This window comes from Lactobacillus kimbladii, from assembly GCF_000970755.1.
Classification (GTDB): Bacteria; Bacillota; Bacilli; order Lactobacillales; family Lactobacillaceae; genus Lactobacillus; species Lactobacillus kimbladii.
In genome coordinates, this window is the sequence record NZ_KQ034007.1 from 650,432 (window position 1) to 675,570 (window position 25,139).

The 25,139-nt window shown below is 35.3% G+C and carries 22 protein-coding genes; 19 read left to right on the forward strand and 3 right to left on the reverse strand.

The annotated features are described in order from the left end of the window. Positions 1 to 38: 38 nt before the first annotated feature. From rapZ to whiA, 3 genes are read left to right on the forward strand one after another with little or no spacing between them, the layout of a single operon-like run. Complete coding sequence (gene rapZ, locus JF75_RS03630) at positions 39 to 917, forward strand: RNase adapter RapZ (protein ID WP_046331878.1); 879 nt, start codon at positions 39 to 41, stop codon at positions 915 to 917. A gap of 4 nt (positions 918 to 921) precedes the next feature. Continuing rightward, positions 922 to 1,947 (forward strand): gluconeogenesis factor YvcK family protein, encoded by a 1,026-nt coding sequence (locus JF75_RS03635; RefSeq protein ID WP_046331879.1) that lies wholly within the window; start codon positions 922 to 924, stop codon positions 1,945 to 1,947. 5 nt (positions 1,948 to 1,952) lie between these two features. Beyond that, complete coding sequence (gene whiA / locus JF75_RS03640; RefSeq protein ID WP_046331880.1) at positions 1,953 to 2,888, forward strand: DNA-binding protein WhiA; 936 nt, start codon at positions 1,953 to 1,955, stop codon at positions 2,886 to 2,888. A 57-nt stretch (positions 2,889 to 2,945) separates the two neighbouring features. Here the strand turns inward: whiA and clpP are convergent, their stop codons facing one another. Next, positions 2,946 to 3,530: an ATP-dependent Clp endopeptidase proteolytic subunit ClpP gene (gene clpP / locus JF75_RS03645; RefSeq protein ID WP_034977497.1), complete on the reverse strand. Its 585-nt coding sequence runs from the start codon at positions 3,528 to 3,530 to the stop codon at positions 2,946 to 2,948. A gap of 160 nt (positions 3,531 to 3,690) precedes the next feature. Between clpP and JF75_RS03650 the strand changes: the two genes are divergently transcribed. The 6 genes from JF75_RS03650 to JF75_RS03675 all read left to right on the forward strand — a co-directional run bounded on the left by JF75_RS03650 (position 3,691) and on the right by JF75_RS03675 (position 12,334). Beyond that, on the forward strand, positions 3,691 to 5,397 hold the full coding sequence (locus tag JF75_RS03650; RefSeq protein ID WP_245190706.1) for an SH3-like domain-containing protein: 1,707 nt from the start codon (positions 3,691 to 3,693) through the stop codon (positions 5,395 to 5,397). 513 nt (positions 5,398 to 5,910) lie between these two features. Continuing rightward, a complete protein-coding gene (locus JF75_RS03655; RefSeq protein WP_046331882.1) occupies positions 5,911 to 6,885 on the forward strand; it encodes a zinc ribbon domain-containing protein in 975 nt (324 codons plus the stop codon). 23 nt (positions 6,886 to 6,908) lie between these two features. Next, entirely contained in the window at positions 6,909 to 8,318 is a 1,410-nt protein-coding gene (locus JF75_RS03660; RefSeq protein WP_046331883.1) for a zinc ribbon domain-containing protein, read from the forward strand. Between the two features lie 31 nt (positions 8,319 to 8,349). Next, a complete protein-coding gene (locus JF75_RS10125) occupies positions 8,350 to 10,356 on the forward strand; it encodes an SEC10/PgrA surface exclusion domain-containing protein (protein ID WP_052726866.1) in 2,007 nt (668 codons plus the stop codon). A 323-nt stretch (positions 10,357 to 10,679) separates the two neighbouring features. Beyond that, positions 10,680 to 10,892, forward strand: coding sequence for a GtrA family protein (locus tag JF75_RS10775; protein WP_052726867.1), 213 nt, complete (start codon positions 10,680 to 10,682; stop codon positions 10,890 to 10,892). Between the two features lie 404 nt (positions 10,893 to 11,296). Continuing rightward, positions 11,297 to 12,334: a hypothetical protein gene (locus JF75_RS03675; protein ID WP_046331884.1), complete on the forward strand. Its 1,038-nt coding sequence runs from the start codon at positions 11,297 to 11,299 to the stop codon at positions 12,332 to 12,334. A gap of 318 nt (positions 12,335 to 12,652) precedes the next feature. Here JF75_RS03675 and JF75_RS03680 read toward each other — a convergent pair whose 3' ends face one another. Together JF75_RS03680 and JF75_RS03685 are read right to left on the reverse strand one after the other, a co-directional pair. Continuing rightward, entirely contained in the window at positions 12,653 to 13,102 is a 450-nt protein-coding gene (locus tag JF75_RS03680) for a Fur family transcriptional regulator (RefSeq protein WP_245190707.1), read from the reverse strand. An 80-nt stretch (positions 13,103 to 13,182) separates the two neighbouring features. Then, on the reverse strand, positions 13,183 to 14,625 hold the full coding sequence (locus tag JF75_RS03685; RefSeq protein ID WP_046331886.1) for an APC family permease: 1,443 nt from the start codon (positions 14,623 to 14,625) through the stop codon (positions 13,183 to 13,185). A gap of 165 nt (positions 14,626 to 14,790) precedes the next feature. Here JF75_RS03685 and JF75_RS03690 point away from each other — a divergent pair, with 165 nt between their 5' ends. The 10 genes from JF75_RS03690 to JF75_RS03735 all read left to right on the forward strand — a co-directional run bounded on the left by JF75_RS03690 (position 14,791) and on the right by JF75_RS03735 (position 25,070). Next, positions 14,791 to 16,317 carry an LBA0864 family S-layer associated protein gene (locus JF75_RS03690; RefSeq protein ID WP_046331887.1) on the forward strand — a complete coding sequence of 509 codons (1,527 nt, stop codon included), beginning with the start codon at positions 14,791 to 14,793 and terminating at the stop codon, positions 16,315 to 16,317. A gap of 247 nt (positions 16,318 to 16,564) precedes the next feature. Further along, positions 16,565 to 17,557, forward strand: coding sequence for an ornithine carbamoyltransferase (gene argF, locus JF75_RS03695; RefSeq protein WP_046331888.1), 993 nt, complete (start codon positions 16,565 to 16,567; stop codon positions 17,555 to 17,557). Between the two features lie 420 nt (positions 17,558 to 17,977). After that, the gene (locus JF75_RS03700) at positions 17,978 to 19,009 is read left to right on the forward strand and encodes a sugar-binding transcriptional regulator (RefSeq protein WP_046331889.1); all 1,032 of its coding nucleotides are present in this window, start codon (positions 17,978 to 17,980) and stop codon (positions 19,007 to 19,009) included. Positions 19,010 to 19,072: 63 nt separating this feature from the next. Continuing rightward, the gene (gap, locus tag JF75_RS03705) at positions 19,073 to 20,089 is read left to right on the forward strand and encodes a type I glyceraldehyde-3-phosphate dehydrogenase (protein WP_046331890.1); all 1,017 of its coding nucleotides are present in this window, start codon (positions 19,073 to 19,075) and stop codon (positions 20,087 to 20,089) included. A gap of 106 nt (positions 20,090 to 20,195) precedes the next feature. Next, on the forward strand, positions 20,196 to 21,407 hold the full coding sequence (locus JF75_RS03710) for a phosphoglycerate kinase (protein ID WP_046331891.1): 1,212 nt from the start codon (positions 20,196 to 20,198) through the stop codon (positions 21,405 to 21,407). Positions 21,408 to 21,431: 24 nt separating this feature from the next. Continuing rightward, positions 21,432 to 22,187: a triose-phosphate isomerase gene (tpiA, locus tag JF75_RS03715; protein WP_046331892.1), complete on the forward strand. Its 756-nt coding sequence runs from the start codon at positions 21,432 to 21,434 to the stop codon at positions 22,185 to 22,187. 155 nt (positions 22,188 to 22,342) lie between these two features. Continuing rightward, on the forward strand, positions 22,343 to 22,924 hold the full coding sequence (locus JF75_RS03720; protein WP_046331893.1) for a hypothetical protein: 582 nt from the start codon (positions 22,343 to 22,345) through the stop codon (positions 22,922 to 22,924). A 134-nt stretch (positions 22,925 to 23,058) separates the two neighbouring features. Further along, entirely contained in the window at positions 23,059 to 23,700 is a 642-nt protein-coding gene (locus JF75_RS03725) for a hypothetical protein (protein ID WP_046331894.1), read from the forward strand. A gap of 129 nt (positions 23,701 to 23,829) precedes the next feature. Next, the gene (locus tag JF75_RS03730) at positions 23,830 to 24,432 is read left to right on the forward strand and encodes a hypothetical protein (RefSeq protein WP_046331895.1); all 603 of its coding nucleotides are present in this window, start codon (positions 23,830 to 23,832) and stop codon (positions 24,430 to 24,432) included. A gap of 65 nt (positions 24,433 to 24,497) precedes the next feature. Beyond that, complete coding sequence (locus JF75_RS03735) at positions 24,498 to 25,070, forward strand: GDSL-type esterase/lipase family protein (protein ID WP_046331896.1); 573 nt, start codon at positions 24,498 to 24,500, stop codon at positions 25,068 to 25,070. The last annotated feature ends 69 nt before the right edge of the window (positions 25,071 to 25,139 follow it).

Here is a 25,139-nt window from a genome sequence, read left to right on the forward strand (position 1 = left end):
TGGTATGTTATAATTTTAGTAATAGGAGGTCAGCGAAAATGGCTAAGCATAAAAAGCAGCTACTGATTGTTACAGGCATGAGTGGTGCAGGGAAAACCGTGGCTTCTCATGCTTTAGAAGATATGGGCTATTTTGTGGTTGATAATTTACCTCCATCGCTTTTATCTAGTTTTTGGGACTTAATTGTTAATTCGGATGATTTTACTAAAGTAGCAGTTGTAATTGATTTACGTGTTAGACGATTTTATAAAGATCTTGATAATGAAATTAATTCGCTGGAAGACAATGGTACTGTCCAAACCAGAATTATTTTTCTAGATGCTGCAGATAATACTTTAGTAGCACGTTATAAAGAAACAAGGCGTGTTCCGCCATTAGCCAATAATGGTCGCTTACTTGATGGTATTCAGGAAGAAAGACGAATTTTAACCAGCATTAAGAGCCGAGCAAATGACATAATTGATACTTCTAATTTAAGTCCTAAAGAATTGAAACAAGAACTGGCAAATAGGTTTAGCAAACAGCATAAACAGCCTTTTGCAATTGAAGTATTATCTTTTGGCTTTAAATATGGTATACCGATTGATGCTGATATTGTGATGGATGTCAGATTTTTGCCTAATCCATTTTACATACCGGAATTGCGCCCTTTTACTGGCCTTGATAAGAGAGTTTTCAATTATGTGATGGAAAAAAAGGAAACGCGCAGCTTTTATCAAAAATTTTTGGACTTGTTAAAAGATGCCTTACCAGGTTATATCAAAGAAGGTAAAAGCAAGTTGACTATTGCCATTGGTTGTACAGGTGGACAGCACCGTAGCGTTGCAATTGCAAACCAATTAGCCAAAGATTTGGCTGAAGATTACACGGTTGACCTAACCCATCGCGAAATCAGTCGTTACACTAGAAATAGGTGATTATATGACATTTGATGAAAAAGCAAATCATACCAGTAAAAGCAGGAGACCCCAGGTTGTGGTTATTGGTGGCGGTACTGGTTTGCCTGTTGTTTTGAATGCACTCAAAGAGCAAAATGCTGATATCACAGCAATTGTAACGGTATCAGATGACGGGGGTTCTTCTGGTTCAATACGCAACTTTATTAACGTTGTTCCCCCGGGTGATATCCGTAATGTCTTGGTTTCGTTAAGTGAAATATCCCAAGAAGAAAAAGATGTTTTTCAATACCGTTTTGATTCTTCCGATTCCTTTTTCTCTGGTCATGCCATTGGTAATTTGATTATTGCCGCTTTGAATGAAATGCACGGCAACATTTTTGATGCTGTCCAGTCTTTATCTAAAATGATGAAAGTGGACGGACATATTTTCCCAGCTTCTAATGAGCCCTTAACGCTTAACGCTGAGTTTGTTGATGGTTCCATTCAAGCTGGTGAAAAAGAAATTACTGATAAGGATAAAAGAATTAAACGGGTGTGGGTTACTAATACAAACTCCAAGTCTGAACCAGAAGCCGTACCACCTGTTTTAGAGGCAATTAAAAATGCTGATGCTGTAGTCTTAGGACCTGGGAGTTTGTTTACTTCAATTTTGCCTAATCTGATGATTCCTAATTTAGCAGAAGCAGTCAAAAAAACAAATGCAGAAGTAATATATATTTGCAATATCATGACTCAGCTAGGCGAAACGGATCACTTTTCAGATTGTGACCATGTCAGAGTAATCAATGCCCATCTCGGGGGACATTATATTAACACGACATTGGTCAACGGCGCCAAAATAGACATGTCCAAGTTTAATCCTAAAGATTATGATGCCTACCTTGAACCCGTTAAAAACGATTTCAAGGGGTTACGTGAGCAGGGGTGTCGCGTGATCACTGATGATTTTATTGACCAACATAGTGGCTTAGTTTTTCATGATGGCAGGAAAGTAGCTAAGGAAATCATCAATTTGGCATATGCCGCAATGACTCGCAGGAAGGAATAAGAATAATGGCTAGCTATGCAAGTAATGTGAAAAAAGAGTTGACTTCATTGCCAATTCACCCTGAACATGCTAAAGCAGAATTGGCTGCTTTTTTGCGTATGAATGGCGTTTTAAATTTTCACGAGCATCAGTTTAGCCTTGATATTACTACTGAAAACCCTGCAATTGCCAGACGGATATTTTCGCTAATAAAGATTGCGTATAAAGTGGAACCACAACTAATAGTTTCACGCAAAATGAAGCTTAAGAAAAATAACCAGTATTTGGTACGACTGCAAAATCATGTTAAAGAAATACTGAATAATTTAGAAATTTTATCGCCTACGTTAAATTTAATTACTAGAATTCCAGAGAGGATTATTAAATCACGTGAAGGGGCAATGTCATACCTTAGGGGCGCTTTTTTAGCCAGTGGTAGTGTGAATAATCCTAATACCAGTCGATATCATTTAGAGATTTATTCTATTTATCAAGATCATAATGATGACCTACTCAAGATTATGAATGATCGCTTTAATTTAAATGCTAAAAGTACGCAAAGGCGACGGGGTTATATTGTATACCTGAAAGAAGCCGAAAAAATTGGCGATTTTTTACATATCGTTGGAGCTTTAAATGCAATGCTGTCTTTCGAGGATCTGCGTATCATGCGTGATATGCGGAATTCTGTCAATCGGCTTGTTAATTGTGATACAGCCAATTTAAAAAAGACTGCAAATGCTGCAGCCAAGCAGGTTGAAGACATTGAACTAATTGAGCGCAAAATTGGCTTGGAAAATATTCCTGAAAAATTGCAAGGTTTGGCTAGACTGCGATTAGAGGAACCGGAATTATCATTAAAGGAAATTGCACAGCAGGTGCCAGATGGTCCGATATCAAAATCAGGAGTCAATCATCGTTTTAAAAAAATACATGATATAGCTGAAAACATCCAGAAATAAAAAAAACTCATCCATGCGGATGGGTTTCTTTTTTTAATACAAGCTATTTGCTAACGCTTATTTCTTTTGGTTAACCATAATCTCATCGATTAAGCCATAGTCTTTAGCCTGCTGTGCGGTCATGTAGTTATCGCGCTCAGTGTCCTTTTGAATCTTTTCTAAAGGTTGGCCAGTAGTTTCATGTAAAATTCTGTTAATCTTTTCACGGCTCTTTAAAATCTCATTGGCTGCAATTTGAATATCAGTTTGCTGACCCTGTGCACCACCTAAAGGTTGATGGATCAAAACAGTCGAATTAGGTAATGCAAAACGTTTACCTTTTGCACCACTAGTCAGTAAAATGGAAGCCATAGAGGCTGCCATACCAATAGCGATGGTTGAAACATCAGATTTAATAAAATTCATGGTATCCATGATTGCTAAACCAGAAGTAATCACACCACCTGGTGAGTTAATGTAAAGTGAAATATCCTTGGTGTTGTCTTGAGCATCAAGAAATAGTAATTGTGCAATAATTGAATTTGCCATATCATCGTTAATTTCACCACTTAACATGATGATTCTGTCTTTCAATAAACGTGAATATATGTCATATGCGCGTTCGCCGCGTGCAGTTTGTTCAATAACTGTAGGTACAAGCATCTTTCTACCTCCTAAATATAATTAGCACTCTATCAAGTACAGTGCTAATTAAATCACTTACATTACTTGCTGTCAATGAAAGTGTATTAAAATTGTATTCTTTTTAATAAGGTTTTTATTATATAATTTAGATGTAAACTTAAATATTGGAGGATATATTTTGAAGCTTTATAAGAAAACAATAACCTATTTGCTGACTTTAGTTGCCGGATTATTGATCTATACCGGTTTGTCAACTACATCAGTTGCGGCAGATTCCAGTAGCACTCAGCCGCCAGTTCAAGATGATAGTAATAAATCATCGAATAGCTCAACTGATGCAAATTCTGATAATACTGATGCCAATAAATCGGGTCAAACTGATCAAAATGGTACAGATAATCAGGATAATACTAAGCCTAAGCCAAAACAGGTTGTTACCGGTTTTGCTATGATGACAAAAGTTGCCGGTAATAAAAACTATAAGGTTTGGAAAGAAGTTAAAGACGGCAAAGTTAATACTAAAGTAGCTGATGGCATTAATTTTCAGTATAGTCATATTCAGTCAGATCAACTGATCGAAACCAAAAAATATCGTTATTGGCATATTTATGTTAATGGTCGTGAAGTAGGCTATGTAAATGAAAATTACTTTGATAGAAACAAAATTGCTGTGCCTAAAACTGTCACTTTGGTCCGCAATGAGTTTTATAACTTTTCACCAAAAGATGCAATTTCATATGTTACTAATAGTATGGGAACTGTAATTGACAATAGTCAAGTAATTGTGTCAAAGGATAGTATAAATTGTGGTACGCCAAAAACATATAAAGTTAAATATACATATGGGGATGCGACTGCTACAGTTAAAGTAACGGTTAGAAAGAGCACTAAAGAAGGGGTTGTTAATGCTGATACTTTTAATTCCTTCCCTGCTCAACCGGGCACAAATGATTATCAAGCTTGGAAAACTCATTATGGTTCATCCTTAAACTATGTTAGTCCAACAGAGTATAGTCCTGAAGATAGTAAACATACCTTATCTAGTGGTGATTTGACACTGAAAACTAAGTTTTATCAACCAGTTTTATTAAGTGTTGCAGATCCAACAGATGATAATATTAATCGTGTCGGTCATATCCCAGAAGGAGTGAACGTTTCTGATGGGTGGGCCTATACTAGTCTTTTGAGTCATACAGATGTGATGTCTGGTCATATTGTAGGTTACGATTTGAATAAATTGACTAGCCCATATAATGCACAGCACCTACTTGATATGACCCAAAAGAAGTTTAACAATTACGTTAAACATATCAAAGTTAGTCCGTATATTCCAATCGGCCACGGCCAAGCTATGGGTTCAAGCGACAAATACATTTATGTTTTAAACAACGACAATACTTTAAAAGACACAAATGATTCTGAAGAATTGATTCAAATACGTAAAAGTGACTTGCAGATTAATAAAATTTGGACAATCAAAACGTGGATTGATGACGGGAAGACTAACCGCTATTTCCATAATGGTGTGATGATTTCTGATTATGATATGTACACCGTTTATCATGATACTGAAAATAATTGTTATGAATACTGGGAATTTACTCGCACCGGCGATAACTGGTATCCTAAACTAGTAGGAAAAACTGATGGCAACTTTGTTAATAACAATGCCCCTGTTCAGGGTTTTACTTATGATCCCAAGCATAAAAACTTTTATTTAGCCTTTAATGATTTGATTTTTAAAATTGGTCGTAATGGTAAAATAAAGGATACCTACTCATTTGACACTGGTCGAGAAATCGAAGGCATCTCAATTAGCGATAATAAGCTGTATGTAAATCTAGCTCAAAGAGCTGAATTACTCGTAAGTACGAATATTAAGTAGACAAAACAATTTGAAATAAGAGCTGAAAAGCTCTTATTTTTTTGCTTATGAATAAAAAATTCCTTTAATAAAATTACGCATTTATAAATCTTAAAGAAAGTTAAATATCGCTAATCTATAATTTTATAATCATATTTATTAATTATTTATAAATAATGATATTATATAAAAACAAAAAGCTAAAAAGTATTTCTAATAACAAAAACACTAAATTTGGTCTAAATCGTTTTTGTATGTGAATAAATAAAAAGTAAACTGCCACTATAATATTTATTATTATTATTTTTTATATGATGTTCCAAAACCGTTACAGCAGTTCTATTATAATTTGTAGCACTTTTACAATTAGTTTTGCATATTAACTAAAGTAATTGTATGTAGTATAAAATTTGGTTATCTTGATAGGAAATATATATCTTAATTAATGTTTCTATATAATAGAAATAATAATAATAGATATAATTAAGTTTAAAATATTAGATTTGAATACTTGTCTTTTAAAGGAGTAAATAAATGAAAAAATGTCCCAATTGTGGTGCCTTAATGGAAGCTGACGTTAACTTTTGTACTAAATGCGGTACTGATTTGCGTAACATCAATAATACTCAAGTAAATGAATCAGAACTTAAGCCAAATGTTAACCCACCAATTACTCCGGAAAAAAAAGAGCCGGAGCACATGAAACAAAGTACAACTCCGAATGATCGACAGTCTGTTTCTGAGCAAACTAGTCAAACTGAAAGCCAGTTTGCACAGCCTAGAATAACGCCGCAACCTCCACAGTACAATTCTCAGCCAACTTATTCAAATCAAGGACAAACTAATAATCAATATCAAACTTCAAATAGTGCAAGAAAAGAAAAGTTCAACAACTATTGGCAATGGTGTGTGGCATCATGGAAACGCCCATTCTCAGAACTTACTGGGGAAAGTTGGTATGGTTGGGTGACTATCCTCGCAGAAGATATTGTGCTGGTTTTAGGAATATATTTTGGAATGAAAGCTGTTGCTAATAGGTATGGTGCAAGTACTTTTGGTCTAGGAGATACAGTTTCTGGAATTGCCTTTAATTCTACAATTGCATTATTATTTTTTTCAGTCCTTTTTGAAGTGATAGTTATTGGTGGCTATTATGCTGCTTATAGATTTATTTATGGTCACGGGAAAAATTTGCTTGAATTTGTTAATTCTGGTGTTCATTGTAGTAATTTGAATTTGATCCTGTCCGTTTTAACTTTTATTATTATGCTATTAGGGTCAAATAATGGCTCAATGTCAGCTTTATTGTTTTTGCTAATAATTGCAAACTTCTTTATGGGTTTTCAGGTGACTACTTTAGGTGAAAATCTTAAGCCGGTACGTGACAAAATGTACGGCTACATCATTTCTTTCTTTATTATCATTATTGCGCTAATAATTTTGTTCTCTCTGATATATAGTTCAGCCTATGATTCATTAATGAATCAATTGTTTTCAGCCTTTAGCTGATAAGGACAGAGGAGCAAGAAATAATGAGTGGAAGAAGATTTTGTCCCAATTGTGGCACAAAGTTAGAGAGCAACGTTGAGTTTTGTCCCAACTGCGGTTTCAAATTAGCAAAAAAAGAACATGCCAGTCCGTCAAGACAAGCATATCAGCAAACAGTTAAGAAACAGGGCTCATCTAAAGGACGTCAAGCTTATCATGCCCAACCCATGAAAAAGAAAACGAAAGTTTTGCTCACACTGGGTGTAGCATTTTTAGCAGTTTTTACAATATTTTATGCTTGGGGCTCAAACCATTATTCAAAAGAAAATCAAATTAATAGAATTAAATCAGATTTAATTGATACAAAAACTGGATTAGCTAAAGATGTTGTTGCGGACGATTCTGCCATGCAGGTAACAGATGCGGCTTTAAAACCAACTCAGACTTATTTTGCGGAACATCATAAAGCTGCTAACGAATTAATTAATTATTTAAAAGAAGACGCATCATTCAATAGAATTCATCTTGTTCAATCTGGTCATCATATGCTGATTTTTCCGAGATATGTTTTAAGAGTGCCTACGATTTATGCAACTGTAGCCACTAATCATTCAAATTCTTCCATAACTGTCAATGGTAAATACATCGGTCAGGTTAAACCCGGGAATTTTGCTAGTGAAAAACAAGATAATAAATATGGTGTTAAGTTAAGACACTTGTTCGTAGGAACGTACCACATAAAAGTCAAGTCTAATATTTCAAACAGGAATTTGTCGACAACTTCAAATTATGACTTGTGGTCCAGTGGCACAGTTGATATGGGAATTAGGACTGAAAATTTTACGGTTAAAAGTACTCCTGGTGCAATTCTTTACTTGAATGATAAAAATGTTGGCACTTTAAACAAAAAAGGTCAACTTATGTTTAAAGACTATCCAGTAACTGATAAGTTGAAAATTTATGTTAAGGCTAAAGTTGGTAGTAATACTATTAAATCTCAGGAATTGAATTATGGTGATGTGCAATATGATGATGCAAATGATAGTCATAAGACCATTGAGCCTAAGTGGGATGGTTTAATTGCCAAAGAAGATGCCCAAGAAATATTAGAGGACAATTTTAAGGATCCAGATGAAGATGCTTTTCTTAATGGTGCGGAAAACAAAAGTTATCAAGAATTACGCAAAATGGATAAGGGATATGACGAAGATGACGACATTGACAGTTATGATATGTCATGTTCTGTTATTTCTGTCAGTCCTGCACCAAATAAGTCTAGCAATGTAGTTTATAAAATTACCTTTACTTTTGAAGTTGGTGATACTGAAAGAAAACAAGTTTTGCTATATAAAGGTGCTTCATTCCGTTCTTCTGATAGTGATGATGAAGATAATGAAAGTCAAAAGATTAAATCAATTGGAACTGGTAAAATAGTTAGTGATAAAAGGTATTAGTAAGGTAGATTAATTTAGAAGGAGTTTAAACATGAAAAAGAATAGTTTTTACAAAAAAATGATTATGTCAGTGGCTGGTGCAGCTTTGGTATCAGTTGGCTTAAATCAATCACCAAATAACGCATTTAATAGCGGTGTCACTGAAGTCAGTGCTGCCAAGAAGACCAAAAAAGTCAAAACCGTTGGTGCAAATTCTGCAGTATACCAGAAAAAGGGCAAAAAGATGGTCAAAACCAAGAAGACCATTAAAGTAGGAAAAAAAGTACACGTTTATGCTAAGAAAACTGTTAAAGGCAAAACTTACTACAAGATAGGCAAGAATCAATATATCAAAGCTGCTAACGTTGATGGCAAGACCCGTGAAGCAGGCAAAAAGACAGTATTATATACCAGAAGTGGCAAAGTAATTAAGAACAGTAAGGTTCGTAAAGGTCAAAAGATCAAGGTATATGGTGGCGTAGTAACCATTAAGGGCAAGAAGTACTATTCAACAAAATACGGCTACATAAAAGTAAGTGCTTTGACTAAAAAAGCACCTGTTGTAAAACCAAACAATGATACATCAGACAACACTTCAACACCAACAACTACTAAGCCAGTAGAAAATAATAGCAATGGTTCAAATGGCTCAACTACTGGTTCCAATTCAAATGGGTCGAATTCAGCAAATAGTTCAGCATCAAATTCAAGTTCTAGCGGCAGCATAAGTGTGCCAACAGGAAACGATAGCAGTTCTAACAATACTGGTTCAAATGGTTCCAGCTCAAATGGTGGCAGTAGTAATGGCTCGGGTAGCACTGGTTCTAGTTCAAATAACACTAATTCCAACAGTAGCGACAATAACAACTCAAATAGTTCCAGCTCTAACAGTAGTGACAACAACAGCTCAAATGATTCCGGCTCCAACAGCAGCGATAATAACAGCTCGAATGATTCTGGCTCCAACAGCAGCGACAATAACAGTTCCAATGGCTCCGGCTCCAACAGCAGTGACAACAACAGCTCAAACGACTCGGGCTCCAGCAGTAGCGACAATAACAACTCAAATGGTTCCGGCTCCAACAGTAGCGACAACAACTCAAATGATTCCGGCTCCAACAGTAGTGACAACAACAACTCAAATAGTTCCGGCTCTAACAGTAGTGACAACAGCTCAAATGATTCCGGCTCTAACAGTAGTGACAACAGCTCAAATGATTCCGGCTCCAACAGTAGCGACAACAACAGCTCAAATAGTTCTGAATCAAACTATGCTGAAAATACTATAGTTATTCCTTCTGATTACACATTGGAAAAGGTTAACAAAGCTGATGCTAGCGGTGCAACTACTGAAGATATTAGAGCGCTAGATAATGCTTCGAGCACTGGGATGAAAACCAATAAGTTTAAATCAGAATCGCAAGCTGATGATGAAAAAATTGTGGACTTGAATGCACTCACAAATTCGCAAAGTAAAGAATTAAGTGATTTCTTTGTCAAAATGTTGAATTCCGTTAGAGTTCAGTTAAATGAAAAGCCAATACACACAGACCCAAATAATCAAAAATTGGCAAATGATATAGCAGCAATATATTTAAAGAATAAAAAATTTGGTTTTGTAACAGAGACCGAACCTACTGGTCATTACGTAAATGGAATAGTTCAAGCAGCGCAAAATAATGGACTCAATATTAATGATAATTATATTGAAGATCTTAATACGAATTTTCAAATAGAGGGTTCTACGAGCATATTTACAGAAAAGATTAGCATGACTCAAGCAAAGAAATTTGTATACGACGCCATAGTAGGTATGCTCTTTGGAGGAACCACTGAAGAAGATGGAACAATCAGGGAAGGTACAGAATATCACCACGCTGCCTCACTATTAAAGGATGATAATCTTACAGGTGCTGTTTCATTTCATAATGCTAAACCAGATAGTGGCTTAGGAGCTGGATATGGTGTTACGGTTACCCATTTTATCTTAATAAATCAAAGTACTATAGAATATTCAAACAGGCATGGTGGTACTTATAAGCCTACCGGTCAAAAGTAAATTGACATAAAAGGAGTACACAACGTAAAAAAGAATAGCTTCTTAAAAAAGATTATGTCAGTGGCTGGCGCGGCATTGGTATCAATTGGCTTAAATCAAACACCAAATAACGGCATTTAGTGGCGGTGTTACTAAAGTCAGTGCTGCTAAGGAACCGATTGAAAAGAATATTACAGCTTGGAATCAAGTTTCAAGTGAAGGGATGAAAAAAATCATTTCTTTGTTAATCAAAAGCAGATGATGAAGAAGTTGTAGATTTAAATAATTTTATAAGTAATGAAATAAAAACTCTGATTGTGAAATATTGGCAAGTGATAGCATACATGATTTTTGGTGGCTTAACTACTTTAATTAACTTGCTATTGTTTAACTATTTATATATTTGGAAACATATGACTGGCTACCAGGTGGCCACCTTTATGGCTTGGCTGGTGTCAGTCATTTTTGCCTATGTTACCAATAAACTATATGTGTTTCATGCACATTCTTGTACAAAAAAGCAAATGATTGGAGAAATTTTTTCTTTTTTATTCTGAAAAATTCTCAGTTTATTAATAGATTTTTTGATTTTAAAAAATGGTATAGTTATCATGAATGCAAATGCTTTTTGGGTAAAAATTGTCGATAACGTAATAATCGTTATTGCTAATTATCTTTTTAGTAAAGTATTTAGTTTCAAAAATAAGACTCGGCCAGGTAATTAAGAGATGTAGTTAGATTTAGGAATAATGTAAATCGTGAACAAATGAATATTAATTTTTCAAATTTGGTATCTAAAATTTTAAAACTTTGTTTTTTATTATTATTATTTAGTTGCCTTGTGACACTAGGAATTTTTACTTATTGCTTTCTTAAAATAATGCAGACTAATTCATGATAATATTTTAAAATCAAGGAATTAAAGAAAGAGTTCAAAAATTCAAAAATGGAAGTCTTGAAAATGTTAGGTAAGTTAAAAAAGTCAAAAATATTGCAATTTTTAGCTTTTTTATCTTTAGTACTTTTATTGTTATCGGCTTGTAGTCAACAAACACAAAGAAAATCTGGTTCAGCCCCCAAAATAGAAAAATTAAAACCCAGTGAATCTAATTCTAAGACTAAATCTGCACCGAGAAAAGGCAAAGCATTTGATTCCAACATAAATCCTAAAAGAACAGCTACTGTCATAGCGGTATATGCTGCTAAAAAATATGGCGATGACTGGCAAAAAACATTAGCAGACGAAAAAGAAAATGGAATTGGTGTTGCTGTTAAAAATAGCGAATATTTTCCTCATGTACCTTCGAACTTTGGTGTAGTTTACCAAATAGGGGATCATGAAGTGCTTTATACATTAAAACAAGTCGGTCAAGATAATCTTGTCTATTTATATACGAACAATGGCATGAAAGAGTTGGGTCACGCAACATTTAGAACTATGCGTCAATACTTGAAAGAAAATGGCTGGGATTATTTAATTAGCGAATATGCCCATAAAACTAAGATTTTTGATCTAAGGATCAGTCCAAAGCTAATGAGTCAAAAAATGCAGGGTGATGCTGGAGCTTTCATCGTGCCGTTTGTTATGCGAGGTAACTGGTATAGTTATTTTAATAAACGTATGAATACTACGACAATTGGCCCAAATTATACTATTGAAAATGGTGAAAAATATGAATTGCATCGGATCGATGATAAATTTTTTGAGCATAAAACTTATGGAGAAATGTCTAAAGACTATCAAATAAGAACCGAAAACTGGGAAATGACAGGAGAATTGAGCAGGAAAATCCATGGCATCAGATGGATTAATTTTCGAGCTTGGATGCAGGGAGCAGGAGATGGCATATATTATGGCCTGCATTCAGAAATGGGTCAACCAGTTTTAGTTGTTGCAAGCAGTGCCTCAATAGCGACTGATCAAATTTATTGGAAGACACCGCAACTTGCCATGCAAAATAAAAATAAAAAATTTAGCGATTTATATTATCTTAGGTAACTTGCAAAGTTAAAAAATGAAATCAATAGCTATAAATTCAAAAATGCCCAAGATTAAAAGAGATTCATTAATGGAATAAATTAATTTTTCTTTTGACACCTCATTAAAGTAACTTACTTTTAAGTGCAGAACGAAAAGGATATATTGATCTACTTTGATTCTCAAATTTCAACTTGTGGAAGCAGACTTGGATCAGTTAACAAAAAGCAATGGTAAATAAATTTAGTTAAAGAAAGTTACCAATAAATTATTTATCATAAATAAAAAAAGAGCCACTTTGATGTGACCCCCAAATTTTTCTTAAATTGAGGAGTCGTATCATTCAGCTCTTTTTTCTTTCTTTATACAGTCAGGACATAAACCATATATTTCAACATGGCTAGAAGAGGTTATAAAACCAGTTTGTTTTTCTGCTTCTGTTCTCATGTGACTTTCAATTGAGTCAAAATTAGGATAATAAACGTCAGCTATCTTACCACACTTTTTACAGATAATATGAAAGTGGGGTTTGACAAAATAATCGTAGTGTAGAGAATCATCACCATTTTTTATTTCAATTACAATTCCGGCATCAACCAATTTGTTTAGAGTATTATAAACTGTAGCACGATAAGTAGGTTCGTTTCCACTAATTGCTGTAAAAATTGTGGCGGCAGTAGGATGATTGTGATGTGCCATTAAGTATTCTAATATTTTTAAGCGCGGCTTAGTAGCTTTTAAGTGGTGGCTACGTAACAAGTCCTCAGCATCATCATGAAAATTAGGCAAAGTTCTCATCTCCTTTATTATTTAATTATAGTTTAGCATTTTTGGTGAAGAAAAAACCGCCTTAAGCAAGGCGATTTTATTTAATTATTTTTTTCTTCTTGGTGGCGTCTGATAGTCGGCATAATCAATCCAAGTAGCAGTAGTACTACCGGTGTAGCAATATTTAAGCATAGCGTGAACGGATCTGATGAATACATCCCCATTAAACAGCATGCAATCGTAACAGCTAGTCCCCAAAGGCCAGCTATATATGCTAGCCATTGGTGCTTGGTCATTTGGTAGTTATCAAAACCCTTGTGGAACTTTTCATGTTGTTTCCGTAAGGCCAAATATGCAATGAAAACCCATAGATACCGCATTGGCATTACAATTGAATTAAGTTTAACCAATTGCGCCATTACTGCTTGTGCATCAGGCATAACGGCTTGAAGTGCTATAATTCCACCAGAAAGAATAACAATCATCCAAATACCGTTAATGTAGGCACCATGTTTGTTGACTTTTAAGAGCTTTTTAGGAATGAAATCTTTAGCTTCTTTGCCGCCTAGCAGCATTCTTAAAGGAGCATCAATACTTATAACCAGTGCGGAAAATTGACCGATAACATTGCACCAGGCATAGATGTAGAGGAATAATCCACCAACGCCATAATATTCACCCAATTTTTGAAAGGCAATGTAAGGACCGTTTGAAATGTATTCATTCAAATTGCCATTAACGGTCTTTGGATCAAACATTAATGCTAAAGCAATTGTGCCCAAAATAGCTGAAATCATCACCATTCCGGCCAAGCCCAACATCGCTTTTGGAAAATTCTTTGAAGGATTTTTTAATTTATTAACATATGGCGAAATCTTCTCTGCGCCACCGACAGCAAATACTAAAATAGAAAGAGAAGTAAAATACTTAATGTTAAAATCTGGCACAAAGTTTTGCCAATTCCAGTTTACAGTATTGAAATTAGCGTGCGGATTAATCATTGGCGCCGCAAACATCATGATAATAAATAAAATTGACATGATGAACATTGAAGTACCAGCAATTGTCGACAAAGTTTTAATTACTGGAATTCCTCGACTGGCTACCCAGCAAAAGAATAAAAAGACTACTAGTGTAGCTAGTTGTGTCCAAGCAGTTGGCAGGCTGTCATACCAATTAGTATTTCCAAATATGCCCCAGGCCATGCCTCTTAAGCCACCTGTACCTTTACTGGAAATGTAAACTACGTGAACCGCCCAAAAGGTCCAACCAGCATAATAGGCCCATTTTGGTCCAATGGTGGCGTTAATCCAAGAAGCCACACCACCTTCAGAGTCTTTAAAAACAGACCCCAGTTCACCAACCATTAATGCATAAGGAATAAAGAAAAGCAGGAAAATAACAATCCAGCTGAAAATTACCTTAGTACCGTCAAAATATATAAATCCGTTAACAACGTTGCCGAAGCTCCATACTATAGAAAAAGCCATAGTAGCAAGCGTTGTCCACATCATCTTTTTAGAATTGTTTGGTGTTTCACCCATGAAACTACTCCCTTATTTTAAGATAACAATTTTATTATTTTAGCTTAAATGGTTATAAAAATCTAATAAAAAGTAGTTTATTTTTATAACGGCGGTAATTATTGATTTATGCCTGAAAAAGTGCAAAACTGTTATTATATTATAAAAGAAGGGTTGTAAGTTTTAATGAAAAAAAGATTTAAAAACACGTTGCTGGTTGCTGGAACTATAGCCGCAGTTGGTTTATTTGTTGGGAGTAATAATTCTTACATTTCTGCTAAAAGTTATCATAAGGCCGTCACTAAAATAGCTGGTAATGGTAACTATGCAGTTTATCGTCATGCTTCGAAAAAAGGACCATCCGGAAAATTTACATCGACAAAGTATTTTAAACATGCACAGATTCAGTCAAAGAAGTCAATTAACACTAAAAAGGGCAAGTTTTGGAAAATAATTGTTGATGGTCGTACAGTTGGCTGGGTTAACCAAAACTTTTTTGCTAGAAATAAAATTTCAGTAGCTAATAAAGTTAGTTTAGTACAAAATAATAAATATTCATTTAATACTAAAGATGCGATTAATTATGTGACTGATAGTGCCGGAACAGCCGTTGACGCAAGTAAAGTTAATGTATCTAAATCTAAGATTAATTCGGGCACACCAGGAAAAACTACTGTTAATTACAGTTATGGCAAGGCTAAGGCTAGTGTTGCTGTGACTGTTCGCTCTGACAAAAACGAAGGTATCGCAAGAGCCAATAAAACCCCTAAGAAGGGTCCAAAGGAAGTTACAACTTGGAAGGGTAGTTCAAAGTCTTCATCCAGAAATTGGAATGCGGCTCATCATTATACCCCTGAAACCAGATCCAATACTTTTAGAGCTAATGGATTAACGTTAAAAACCAAGTTGTTCCAGCCCCGGTTTGTAAGCCTTGACTACCACAAGGCAGGAGATAAAATGGGTCAGGTAGGTGTTATTCCAGAAGGCATCACTGTTCATGGCTCAAACTTTACTGTTGCGGTCTTTAACTCTAGCAAAGCTCAAAACGGTCACTTAGTTTCTTATGACTTAAAACACATTAACAAGTTTAAGGCTCAAAACTTATTAACCTTAAACTGGTCAACTTTTAAGAAATATGCATCACATATTAAAGTCAGTCCTTATGTTAAATTAGGACATGGCCAGGCTATTGGTTCATCATCTAAATATGTTTACGTAATTGCCAATAATAATACTTCAAGCAATTCAGATGCTTCTGAAGAAATCTTACAAATCCGTAAGTCAGACATGAAGATTAATCAAATTTGGACCTTTAGAATTTCTAACTATGGTAATCCAAGATACATTCACAATGCTACATTTGCCGGCGACAATACAATGTATTGCCTGTTCCATAATGGTGGCCACGGTTATTACGAATATTGGAAAGTTACCCGTAGAGGTGACACCTGGACCCCAGTTGAAGTTGGTGCTACCAAAGGCAACTTTGTAAGCAACCATTCTCCAGTTCAAGGCTTTACTTATGATCAAAAGCACAGTCAATTCTATGTTGGTTTTAATGATTACATCTTCAAAGTTGATAAAGATGGTACATTTAAGAAGACCCACCATTTAAATGTTAGACGTGAAATTGAAGGGCTATCCTCATATGGCAATAAGCTTTATGTTGAATTTGCTCAAAGAGGGGAACTAACAGCCGGTAACACGAATTAAAAAATGATATTAAGCAGCTTGATTTTCAAGCTGCTTTTTTTGTTTATTATTTTTGAAATTGTTAGAAAAGAAAAATACTATCAATTATGAAGTTTAGTTTTAAAATTTATACTTCAACTCTTACTTTAAAATGTTTTAAAAGTAATTAAGACTTTCTATATTCGACTCCAATTGGTTTTAAAAGAAGCGGAATTCCTGTATTATGATACGCAACAACACAAATAGCAGTTATTTTAAGGAGGATTTTTTGGTTAAAAGAGACTTTATTGATACTTGTAGCTTTTCAAAAGACGAAATGGAATATTTAGCTGAGCTGGGTATTAAAATTAAAGAAACTATTAATCATGGATATTACCCATCGTTATTAAAAGGAAAAAGTCTGGGTATGATTTTTGATCAGGTATCTACAAGAACACGCTGTTCAGCTGAAACTGCAATGACTGAACTTGGCGGTCACGCATTGTATTTAGCACCTGGTCAAATTCAATTGGGAGAAAATGGTCATGAAGGCTTAGCTGATACGAGTCATGCCCTAGGTGATCTGGTTGATATCATTGGGGTTAGAACTGCCAGTCATGAGGATATTGTTGAAATTGCTCAAAATTCGCCTGCACCCGTAGTTAATTTTATGAGTGATAATGATCATCCAACACAAGCCCTTGGAGATTTAATTACCATCAGGGAATTTTTGCCTCAAGGAAAAAATCTATCTGATGTAAAGCTGGTTTTTGTTGGAGATGCCACACAAATTACTGTTTCTGCTCTATTTTTGTGCGCACAAATGGGGATGCACTTTGTCCAATATGGTCCAAGATCAAAGTGGGTTCCTTCAGCCGTTTATGATAAAGCAAAGAAGTTAGCGCAGGAAAATGGTGGCACGATTACACTATCTGATGACGAAAAAGTTTTAGAAAATTCTGATTTTGTATATACAGATGTCTGGTATGGTCTGTATGAGCAAGAGCTTGATAAAGAAGAATACATGAAGGTTTTTTATCCTAAATACCAAGTTAATGATGAGTTAATAACTAAAACAAATAATTCCGCTGTTAAGTTTATGCACTGTCTGCCTGCAAACAGAGGGGAAGAAGTGACAGCCGCTGTGCTTGACGGTGAAAAATCAATTGTCTGGCAGCAAGCTGCCAACAAAAAAACAGCGATGAGGGCAGTATTCACTTATCTGCTTAAAGGCCAACTTAATAATGAAAGCCAAAAAGCTTTACAAAATTTATTAGCTTAAAACTAAAAGAGTACCTGTTGGAAAATTGCAACAGGTACTCTTTTTTTAATTATGGGTCCCCTGAGAGTCGAACTCAGATTTTAAGAACCGGAATCTTACGTGCGATCCATTACACTAAGGACCCAAATTGACACAACAACAAGTATAACAGAAAAAAACTAAAAATTGAATTGTTTTTTCTTTAGCAAAAAAAGACAGTAGATTATTTCAAGAATAAGAGTTGGTCAAAAATATTAAGACTTTCTAATTGATTCATTTAAACTTGAATTATTTACTTGGTGTTGCTATACTATAGTTGTCGATTGAGAAATGATTAACTTGATCAGTGTCAAGTCACGTTTCTCATATATTTTTAGACAATCTGGGACATCTAATGACAATAAATGGGTCAATATCGTCCCAGAAGAAGGAGAGATATTAATGTACTCGGAATTTCCCGTGCTTGAAGCTCTCGTTCCTGACATCTTAAAAGTTTTTCGACAAAGATATCTAGTCCTTGAGCAAATATCATTTAATGCACCAATTGGTCGCAGAAGTGTGGCTCAGTCATTAGGACTTTCTGAAAGAAATGTGCGAACAGAAACTGAATATTTGCGTGATCATGGTTTGATCGAGATCAAAAGTTTTGGCATGTTTATGACAGAAAAGGGCAAAAAGATATTGCAGGAGGCCGCACCTCTAATAGATCGCCTGTTTAACGCTCGCAAATCAGAAATTGATTTAGCGCGTAGACTTGGTATTGAACGGACAATCATTGTACCGGGAGATAGCGATTTACAGGAATTGGTTTATGAGAGAATGGGTGAAGAGCTTAATGCAGCTCTAGATCTGATTTTACCTTTAGGACATTCAATTATTACTGTTCTTGGTGGTGAAGCTCTTGCAAGATCTACTAGGAATTTGTCTAAAAGTTTAAGTAAAAATCGACAACTGGTATTTGTGCCAGGTCGTGGGGCCTTGGGTGAAAATGTTGCGATTCAAAGCAATACTATTGTTCAAGAGATGGCAGCTGAAACTGGTGGTAAATACAAAACTTTATATTTACCGGAACAGATTTCTTCAGCAGCCTACAAATCCTTGATTCGTGAATCTACTTTTACCGACGTACTTGAAGATATTTCACAAACGGATGTAGTAATTCATGGAATTGGACTGGCACACGATATGGCTAGGCGCAGAGGATACGATTCAATTCGCTTGTCTGAATTGCGTGAAAAAAAAGTAGTCACCGAATGTTTTGGGTGTTTTTTCGATGGCGAAGGAAAGATTGTTGACCGCGTTCATCAGGTTGGCTTGCAGTTTGAGAATCTAAATAAAATACCCCACATATTTGCATTTGCTTGCGGTGGCCGCAAGGCCAAAGCAATCAAGGCTTATATGCCTAATGCTCCTCATCAAACCTGGTTAATTACTGATGAAGGAGCCTCAGAGAAGATTTTAAAGGAGAAATAATTCTCATTTAAAATAAATTGATGTTTACAGTTCTTACATAGTTCTTAAGGAGGACTTTAGAATATGACAGTTAAAATTGGTATTAACGGCTTTGGCCGTATTGGTCGTTTGGCATTCCGTCGCATTATGGACTTGGGCGAAAAGTCAAAGGATATTGAAGTTGTTGCTATTAACGACTTGACTACTCCAGCACTTTTGGCACACTTGCTAAAATATGACTCAACTCATGGTACATTTGACCACGAAGTTTCAGCTACTGAAGATTCAATCGTTGTAGATGGTAAGAAATACCGTGTATACGCAGAACCTCAAGCTCAAAACATTCCATGGGTTAAGAATGATGGTGTTGACTTTGTTCTTGAATGTACTGGTTTCTACACCAGCAAAGCTAAGTCACAAGCTCACCTTGACGCAGGTGCCAAGAGAGTCTTGATTTCAGCTCCTGCCGGCAATGACTTGAAGACTATTGTTTACTCAGTAAACGATGACACTTTGGATGCAAACGACAAGATCGTTTCAGCTGGTTCATGTACTACTAACTCATTAGCACCAATGGTTGATGCTTTGCAAAAAGAGTTTGGCATCAAGGTAGCTACTATGACTACTATCCACGCTTACACTTCAACCCAAATGCTTTTGGATGGTCCTGTTCGTGGTGGTAACAAGCGTTCAGCACGTGCTGCTGCTGTTAACATTATTCCTCACTCAACTGGTGCTGCTAAGGCTATCGGTCTTGTTGTTCCAGAATTGAATGGTAAAGTTAACGGTCACGCACAACGTGTTCCAGTTACTGATGGTTCATTAACTGAATTAGTTTCAATCCTTGACAAGAAAGTTACTGCTGACGAAGTTAACTCAGCATTGAAGAAGTACGAAAGCCCATCATTTGCTTACAACGATGACGAAATCGTTTCAAGTGATGTAGTTGGTATGACTGCTGGTTCAATCTTTGACCCAACTCAAACTATGGTAACTACTGCCGGTGACAATCAATTAGTTAAGACTGTTGCTTGGTATGACAATGAATACTCATTCACTTGCCAAATGGTTCGTACTTTGTTGAAATTTGCTACTCTTTAATCTGTAATATTTGATTACTGTTAAGTGGTGAAAGAGAAGGCGGAGGGAAATTCTTCCTTCCGCCTTTTTTTCAAAATAAAAATAATTAAATTATCGGAGGATATAGATGGCTAAATTAATTGTTTCTGACCTTGATGTAAAGGGCAAAAAGGTTTTAGTTCGTGTTGATTTTAACGTGCCAATTAAAGATGGTGTGATCGGCGATGACAACAGAATTGTTGCTGCACTTCCTACTATCAAATACATTATTGAAAATGGTGGTAAAGCAATTTTGCTTAGTCACTTGGGTCGTGTAAAGTCTGATGACGATAAGAAAGAATTGTCATTAAAACCTGTTGCGGAACGTTTAAGCGAACTTTTGAAAAAACCTGTAACTTTTGTTCCAGCTAACGAAGGTAAAGAGGTTGAAGATGCTGTTGCCAAAATGCAAGACGGTGACGTTGCTGTTCTTGAAAACACTCGTTTCCAAGATATTGACAATGACTTTGGCAAGCGTGAAAGCAAAAATGATCCTAAGTTAGGTGAATACTGGGCTTCATTAGGTGACATGTATGTTAACGATGCTTTTGGTACAGCTCACAGAAGTCACGCATCTAATGTTGGTATCGCTGAAGCTATGAAGAAAGATGGCAAGCCTGTTGCTGCAGGTTTCTTAATGGAAAAGGAAATTAAGTTCTTGGGTGATGCTGTTGCTAACCCTGTACACCCATTCGTTACAATTTTAGGTGGTGCCAAGGTTTCAGACAAGATCGATGTTATTACTAACCTCATTCCAAAATCTGACCACATTTTAATTGGTGGTGGTATGGCTTACACATTCTTAGCAGCTCAAGGCCATGAAATTGGTAAATCTTTGTTTGAACCAGATAAAGTAGATCTTGCAAAGAAATTGTTGCAAGACGCTGATGGTAAAATTGTTTTGCCTGTTGACAATGTTGCAGCTACTGAATTTTCTAATGATGCAGCTCGCAAAGTTGTAGAAGATGACATTCCTGAAAACATGATGGGTCTTGATATCGGTCCTAAGACTGTTGCCAAGTTCAAAGATGTTTTAAAAGATGCTAAGACTGTTGTTTGGAATGGACCAATGGGTGCCTTTGAAATGTCTAATTTTGCTGAAGGCACGTTAGAAGTTGGTAAGGCTCTTGCTGACTTAACTGATGCTACAACTATTATCGGTGGTGGTGATTCTACTGCTGCTGCTAAACAACTTGGTATTGCCCCTAAGATCACCCACATCTCAACTGGTGGTGGAGCTTCCTTGCAATACCTTGAAGGTAAGGAATTACCAGGAATTGCCTGCATTTCAGACAAGTAAACTTTAAGAAAGGACATTATTTACATGCGTACACCAATTATTGCTGGTAACTGGAAATTACATATGAATCCTAAGCAAACAACTGAGTTTGTTGCTGCCGTAAAGGATAAATTGCCAGAAGCAAGTAAAGTTGAAGCACTGATTTGTGCTCCTGCTGTTGATCTCGAAAGTTTAGCTCAAGCCGCAAAAGGTTCTGAATTACGTGTCGGTGCAGAAAATGCTTATTTTGAGGATGAAGGTGCCTTTACTGGCGAAACTTCACCTAAAGTTTTAAAAGAAATGGGCATGAATTACTGCATTATTGGTCACTCTGAACGTCGCGGTTACTTCCACGAAACAGACGAAGACATTAATAAGAAGGCTAAAGCTTTATTTGCTAACGATATTACCCCAATTATTTGCTGTGGCGAATCACTTGAAACACGTGAGGCTAATAAGCAAGAAGATTGGGTAGTTAGTCAAATCAAGGCTGCACTTGCTGGCTTATCTGCGGATCAAGTTGCCAGTTTAGTTATTGCCTATGAACCAATCTGGGCTATTGGAACCGGTAAGACTGCCAGTTCAGATCAAGCTGAAGAAATGTGCAAGACTATTCGTGATACTGTCAAGGATTTGTACAATGAAGAAACTGCTGAGAATGTTAGAATTCAATATGGTGGTTCAGTAAATCCTGGCAATGTTAAAGAATTAATGGCTAAACCAGACATTGATGGTGGTTTAGTTGGTGGTGCCTCACTTAAGCCTGATTCATTCTTAGAATTAGTAAACTATCAAGATTAGTTTTAAATGTAATTTATCAAAAAGTTTCTGCGATTCGCAGAAACTTTTTTTGTTTGTTCCAAAAGATATTTAGTTTATGCTTGATTTTTAATAAAATAGAAAATAATATAATTTTATAAATAATTTATATATAAATAATAAAATGAGGCAGTAAAATGAAAAAGAAAGTTAATTTTAAACTAGCAGAAATATTGGTAGCCCTCTTGGTATTGCTAGTTTTAGGAATTTGTGTTAGTCAAGGCAATAGTAATTTTGCGGATTTTAATAAAGTTGTAGAGGCAAAGCATGTTAAGGGAGACTTAGGAAAATTTACTGTACCTAAAAAAATGCGCGGCACATGGTATGGCAAGTATTTTGACATCAATGGAATTAAAGCAAAGAAAATTAATAAGATAAAGATTACTGCCCACACGATTGCCGGGAGTCCATTGCATAAGCAAGAAGCTAATTTTAAAGGTACCAAAATACCTAAGGCGGCTCGGAACTGGTCGAGAACATATTATCCAGTAAAGTTTAAAAAAGATAAGGGTATAAAATATATATCCATGTATCCGTGGGTAAGTCCGGCTTTATCTGGTGAGAGTCTTGGCTTATATCATTACAAAGGACATAAGGTTTTAATTGATAGAACTACATCCTCATTTAGAATTACTAATGTTTATTGGAAAACACGCAAGCTGGCTAAAAAATATGGAGGTCATAAGCCTAAAGAGCTAAAAAGATACGGAGAATGGTAATTTCATGCATTTTTCCTAAGTAATCGAGGTCACTATTCATAGTGGCTTTTTGTTTACTTTTAATGATATCGCTTGCAATAAGGAAAATACCTGTCCATAATATGAGGTAAAAATTATAGTAAGGAGTCAATACTATGAAACTTCGTAAAACTGCTATTTGGACAGCAACAGTAATTGCTTTAGCTGCAGCAGGTGGAATTATTAATAGCCAGACAAATCAAGCTCAGACTATTAAGGTGCAAAAATCAGTTAAGAAAATCAGTAATAAAACTAAGTATGGCTTTAAAAGAGATTTCAAATTTCCACGATCATGGCGGGGCAAGTGGTTTAGTAATACACATGGTCACTTGAGCAACATGATTATTAAAAAGAATGGTTTCAACACACCTTGGACCGGAGAGTATGTTGAACTGGTTTCAGCAGGTAAAGTAAAAGGCACCAATAAATACTTGTGGCAAATGCCTCAAAGTTGGTTTACCAAGCATGATAAAATTTTCAAACATTTGGGTCGAGTAACAACTAATAAGATTAGCAACAAAAAATGGATTGTCTTTAGCCCAATAGATGAAAATAATATCAAAATCGGATATGCTTTCAGTTTACAAAATAAAAAAATTGACGGTAAAACCCAGAAAGTAATGTTTGAGGCTAATCCTAAGACTGGCGAAATCTATGATCAATTTTACCGTTCACCAAAATTAGCACAGAAATATCAGAATTATCATTTTAAGAATGAGACATATGCTCCTGTTTTTAATCAATATCAGAAAAAGTAAATATATATTTTAGAATTAAAAACTGGTTTTAAATGGAACCAGTTTTTTTCATAAAAAATGTATTTCTTAAATTGAGCAGCCAGTTTATAATTATTACTATATAATAAAAAGTATTTTAGGAGAAAATAAATGTCTAAAAAAATCACTGCGTTAATTGCCATAGCATCTCTCACTCTATCACTTGGTGTACCAATTAAAGCAAACGAGCCGCTAACGGCGAAAGCTGCGCAAAATCAGAAGAGCCAGCTACTGGGACAGCAATTTAAATTTCCCAAGACTTGGCGGGGTAAGTGGTTTAGCAACAATAATCTCACACCGAGCCCCATGTTTATTCACAAAATTGCGTTTAATACTCCTTGGGCAAATGATTATGTTAAAGTTGTGAAAACAAGTTTTGTTAAAGGAACAAGAAAATATCCTTGGCAAATGCCTAATGCCTGGAAACAAAGTAACAAAGATGAACTTGCTAAATACATGCGTGTTACAAGTAAGAAAATAAATGGTAACAAATGGATTATTCTAAGCCCAGTCCAAGAAAAATCCTTAAAAAATGGCTATGCTTTTATAGTTAAAAAAGAATCAATCGCAGGTAAAAATCATAAAGTACTATTTCAAGGTAATCCTGAAAATGGTCTAGTAATAAATCAATATTTTAAATCTAAAACTTTAACTAATAAATATAGTGCATATGAATTTAAAAATATGAAGTATAGTAAAATTAATCCTCGTTAAGATATTAAACTGTAGTCTCAGCTATTTGTGATTACAGTTTTTTTATGAAAAGTTAGGAGGAAATCGTGAAATTACTGCTAACAGGGGATAGCATTATTGCACGCAAAGAAGGCTTAAAAGTGCCTCATATTAACGTAGCAATAAAAGAAAAAATACCAGGAAGCAAATTAGTTAATACGGCAGTTTCTGGTATTAATTCTGGCGCATTTTACGCTTTATTGCCAGATTTAGTGTTAAAAGTTGAACGTTGTGACAAATTGATTTTACTCTTAGGAACAAATGACCTGGCTATGCATAAAAAAGTTCCCGTCACCCAATTTAAGAAAAATATGTCACTCATAATTTCGAGCGTAATTTGTTTATATCATCCGCAAAATGTAATTTTGATTTCACCGCCTGCAGTTGATGAAACCAGACAAAAAAATAGAATCAATCGTGAAATAGCTATTTATACTGCAGAATTAATAAAACTAGCCGAAACTTATAATTTGCATTTTATTAACCTATTTCAAGCTATGATTAAACGTGGTGACTTAACAAATCTTTGTCGAGGACAATTAAATGATGGTTTGCATTTTGGAGCAGAAGGATACCAGTTTTTATCAGATTTACTGGTAAAAGAATTATTGATTACCTAAAAGTACTCAACATTTTTTACGTCAAAATAGTAAATTATAAAGCCCAAAAAGTTACTAGTAAAGTCAGTT

Bases quoted from the DNA above. Each gene is read 5' to 3' on its own strand.
- rapZ (WP_046331878.1), top strand. From the start codon at position 39: ATGGCTAAGCATAAAAAGCAGCTACTGATTGTTACAGGCATGAGTGGT.
- JF75_RS03635 (WP_046331879.1), top strand. From the start codon at position 922: ATGACATTTGATGAAAAAGCAAATCATACCAGTAAAAGCAGGAGACCC.
- whiA (WP_046331880.1), top strand. From the start codon at position 1,953: ATGGCTAGCTATGCAAGTAATGTGAAAAAAGAGTTGACTTCATTGCCA.
- clpP (WP_034977497.1), bottom strand. From the start codon at position 3,530: ATGCTTGTACCTACAGTTATTGAACAAACTGCACGCGGCGAACGCGCA.
- JF75_RS03655 (WP_046331882.1), top strand. From the start codon at position 5,911: ATGAAAAAATGTCCCAATTGTGGTGCCTTAATGGAAGCTGACGTTAAC.
- JF75_RS03660 (WP_046331883.1), top strand. From the start codon at position 6,909: ATGAGTGGAAGAAGATTTTGTCCCAATTGTGGCACAAAGTTAGAGAGC.
- JF75_RS10125 (WP_052726866.1), top strand. From the start codon at position 8,350: ATGAAAAAGAATAGTTTTTACAAAAAAATGATTATGTCAGTGGCTGGT.
- JF75_RS10775 (WP_052726867.1), top strand. From the start codon at position 10,680: ATGATTTTTGGTGGCTTAACTACTTTAATTAACTTGCTATTGTTTAAC.
- JF75_RS03675 (WP_046331884.1), top strand. From the start codon at position 11,297: ATGTTAGGTAAGTTAAAAAAGTCAAAAATATTGCAATTTTTAGCTTTT.
- JF75_RS03685 (WP_046331886.1), bottom strand. From the start codon at position 14,625: ATGGGTGAAACACCAAACAATTCTAAAAAGATGATGTGGACAACGCTT.
- JF75_RS03690 (WP_046331887.1), top strand. From the start codon at position 14,791: ATGAAAAAAAGATTTAAAAACACGTTGCTGGTTGCTGGAACTATAGCC.
- JF75_RS03700 (WP_046331889.1), top strand. From the start codon at position 17,978: ATGTACTCGGAATTTCCCGTGCTTGAAGCTCTCGTTCCTGACATCTTA.
- gap (WP_046331890.1), top strand. From the start codon at position 19,073: ATGACAGTTAAAATTGGTATTAACGGCTTTGGCCGTATTGGTCGTTTG.
- JF75_RS03710 (WP_046331891.1), top strand. From the start codon at position 20,196: ATGGCTAAATTAATTGTTTCTGACCTTGATGTAAAGGGCAAAAAGGTT.
- tpiA (WP_046331892.1), top strand. From the start codon at position 21,432: ATGCGTACACCAATTATTGCTGGTAACTGGAAATTACATATGAATCCT.
- JF75_RS03720 (WP_046331893.1), top strand. From the start codon at position 22,343: ATGAAAAAGAAAGTTAATTTTAAACTAGCAGAAATATTGGTAGCCCTC.
- JF75_RS03725 (WP_046331894.1), top strand. From the start codon at position 23,059: ATGAAACTTCGTAAAACTGCTATTTGGACAGCAACAGTAATTGCTTTA.
- JF75_RS03730 (WP_046331895.1), top strand. From the start codon at position 23,830: ATGTCTAAAAAAATCACTGCGTTAATTGCCATAGCATCTCTCACTCTA.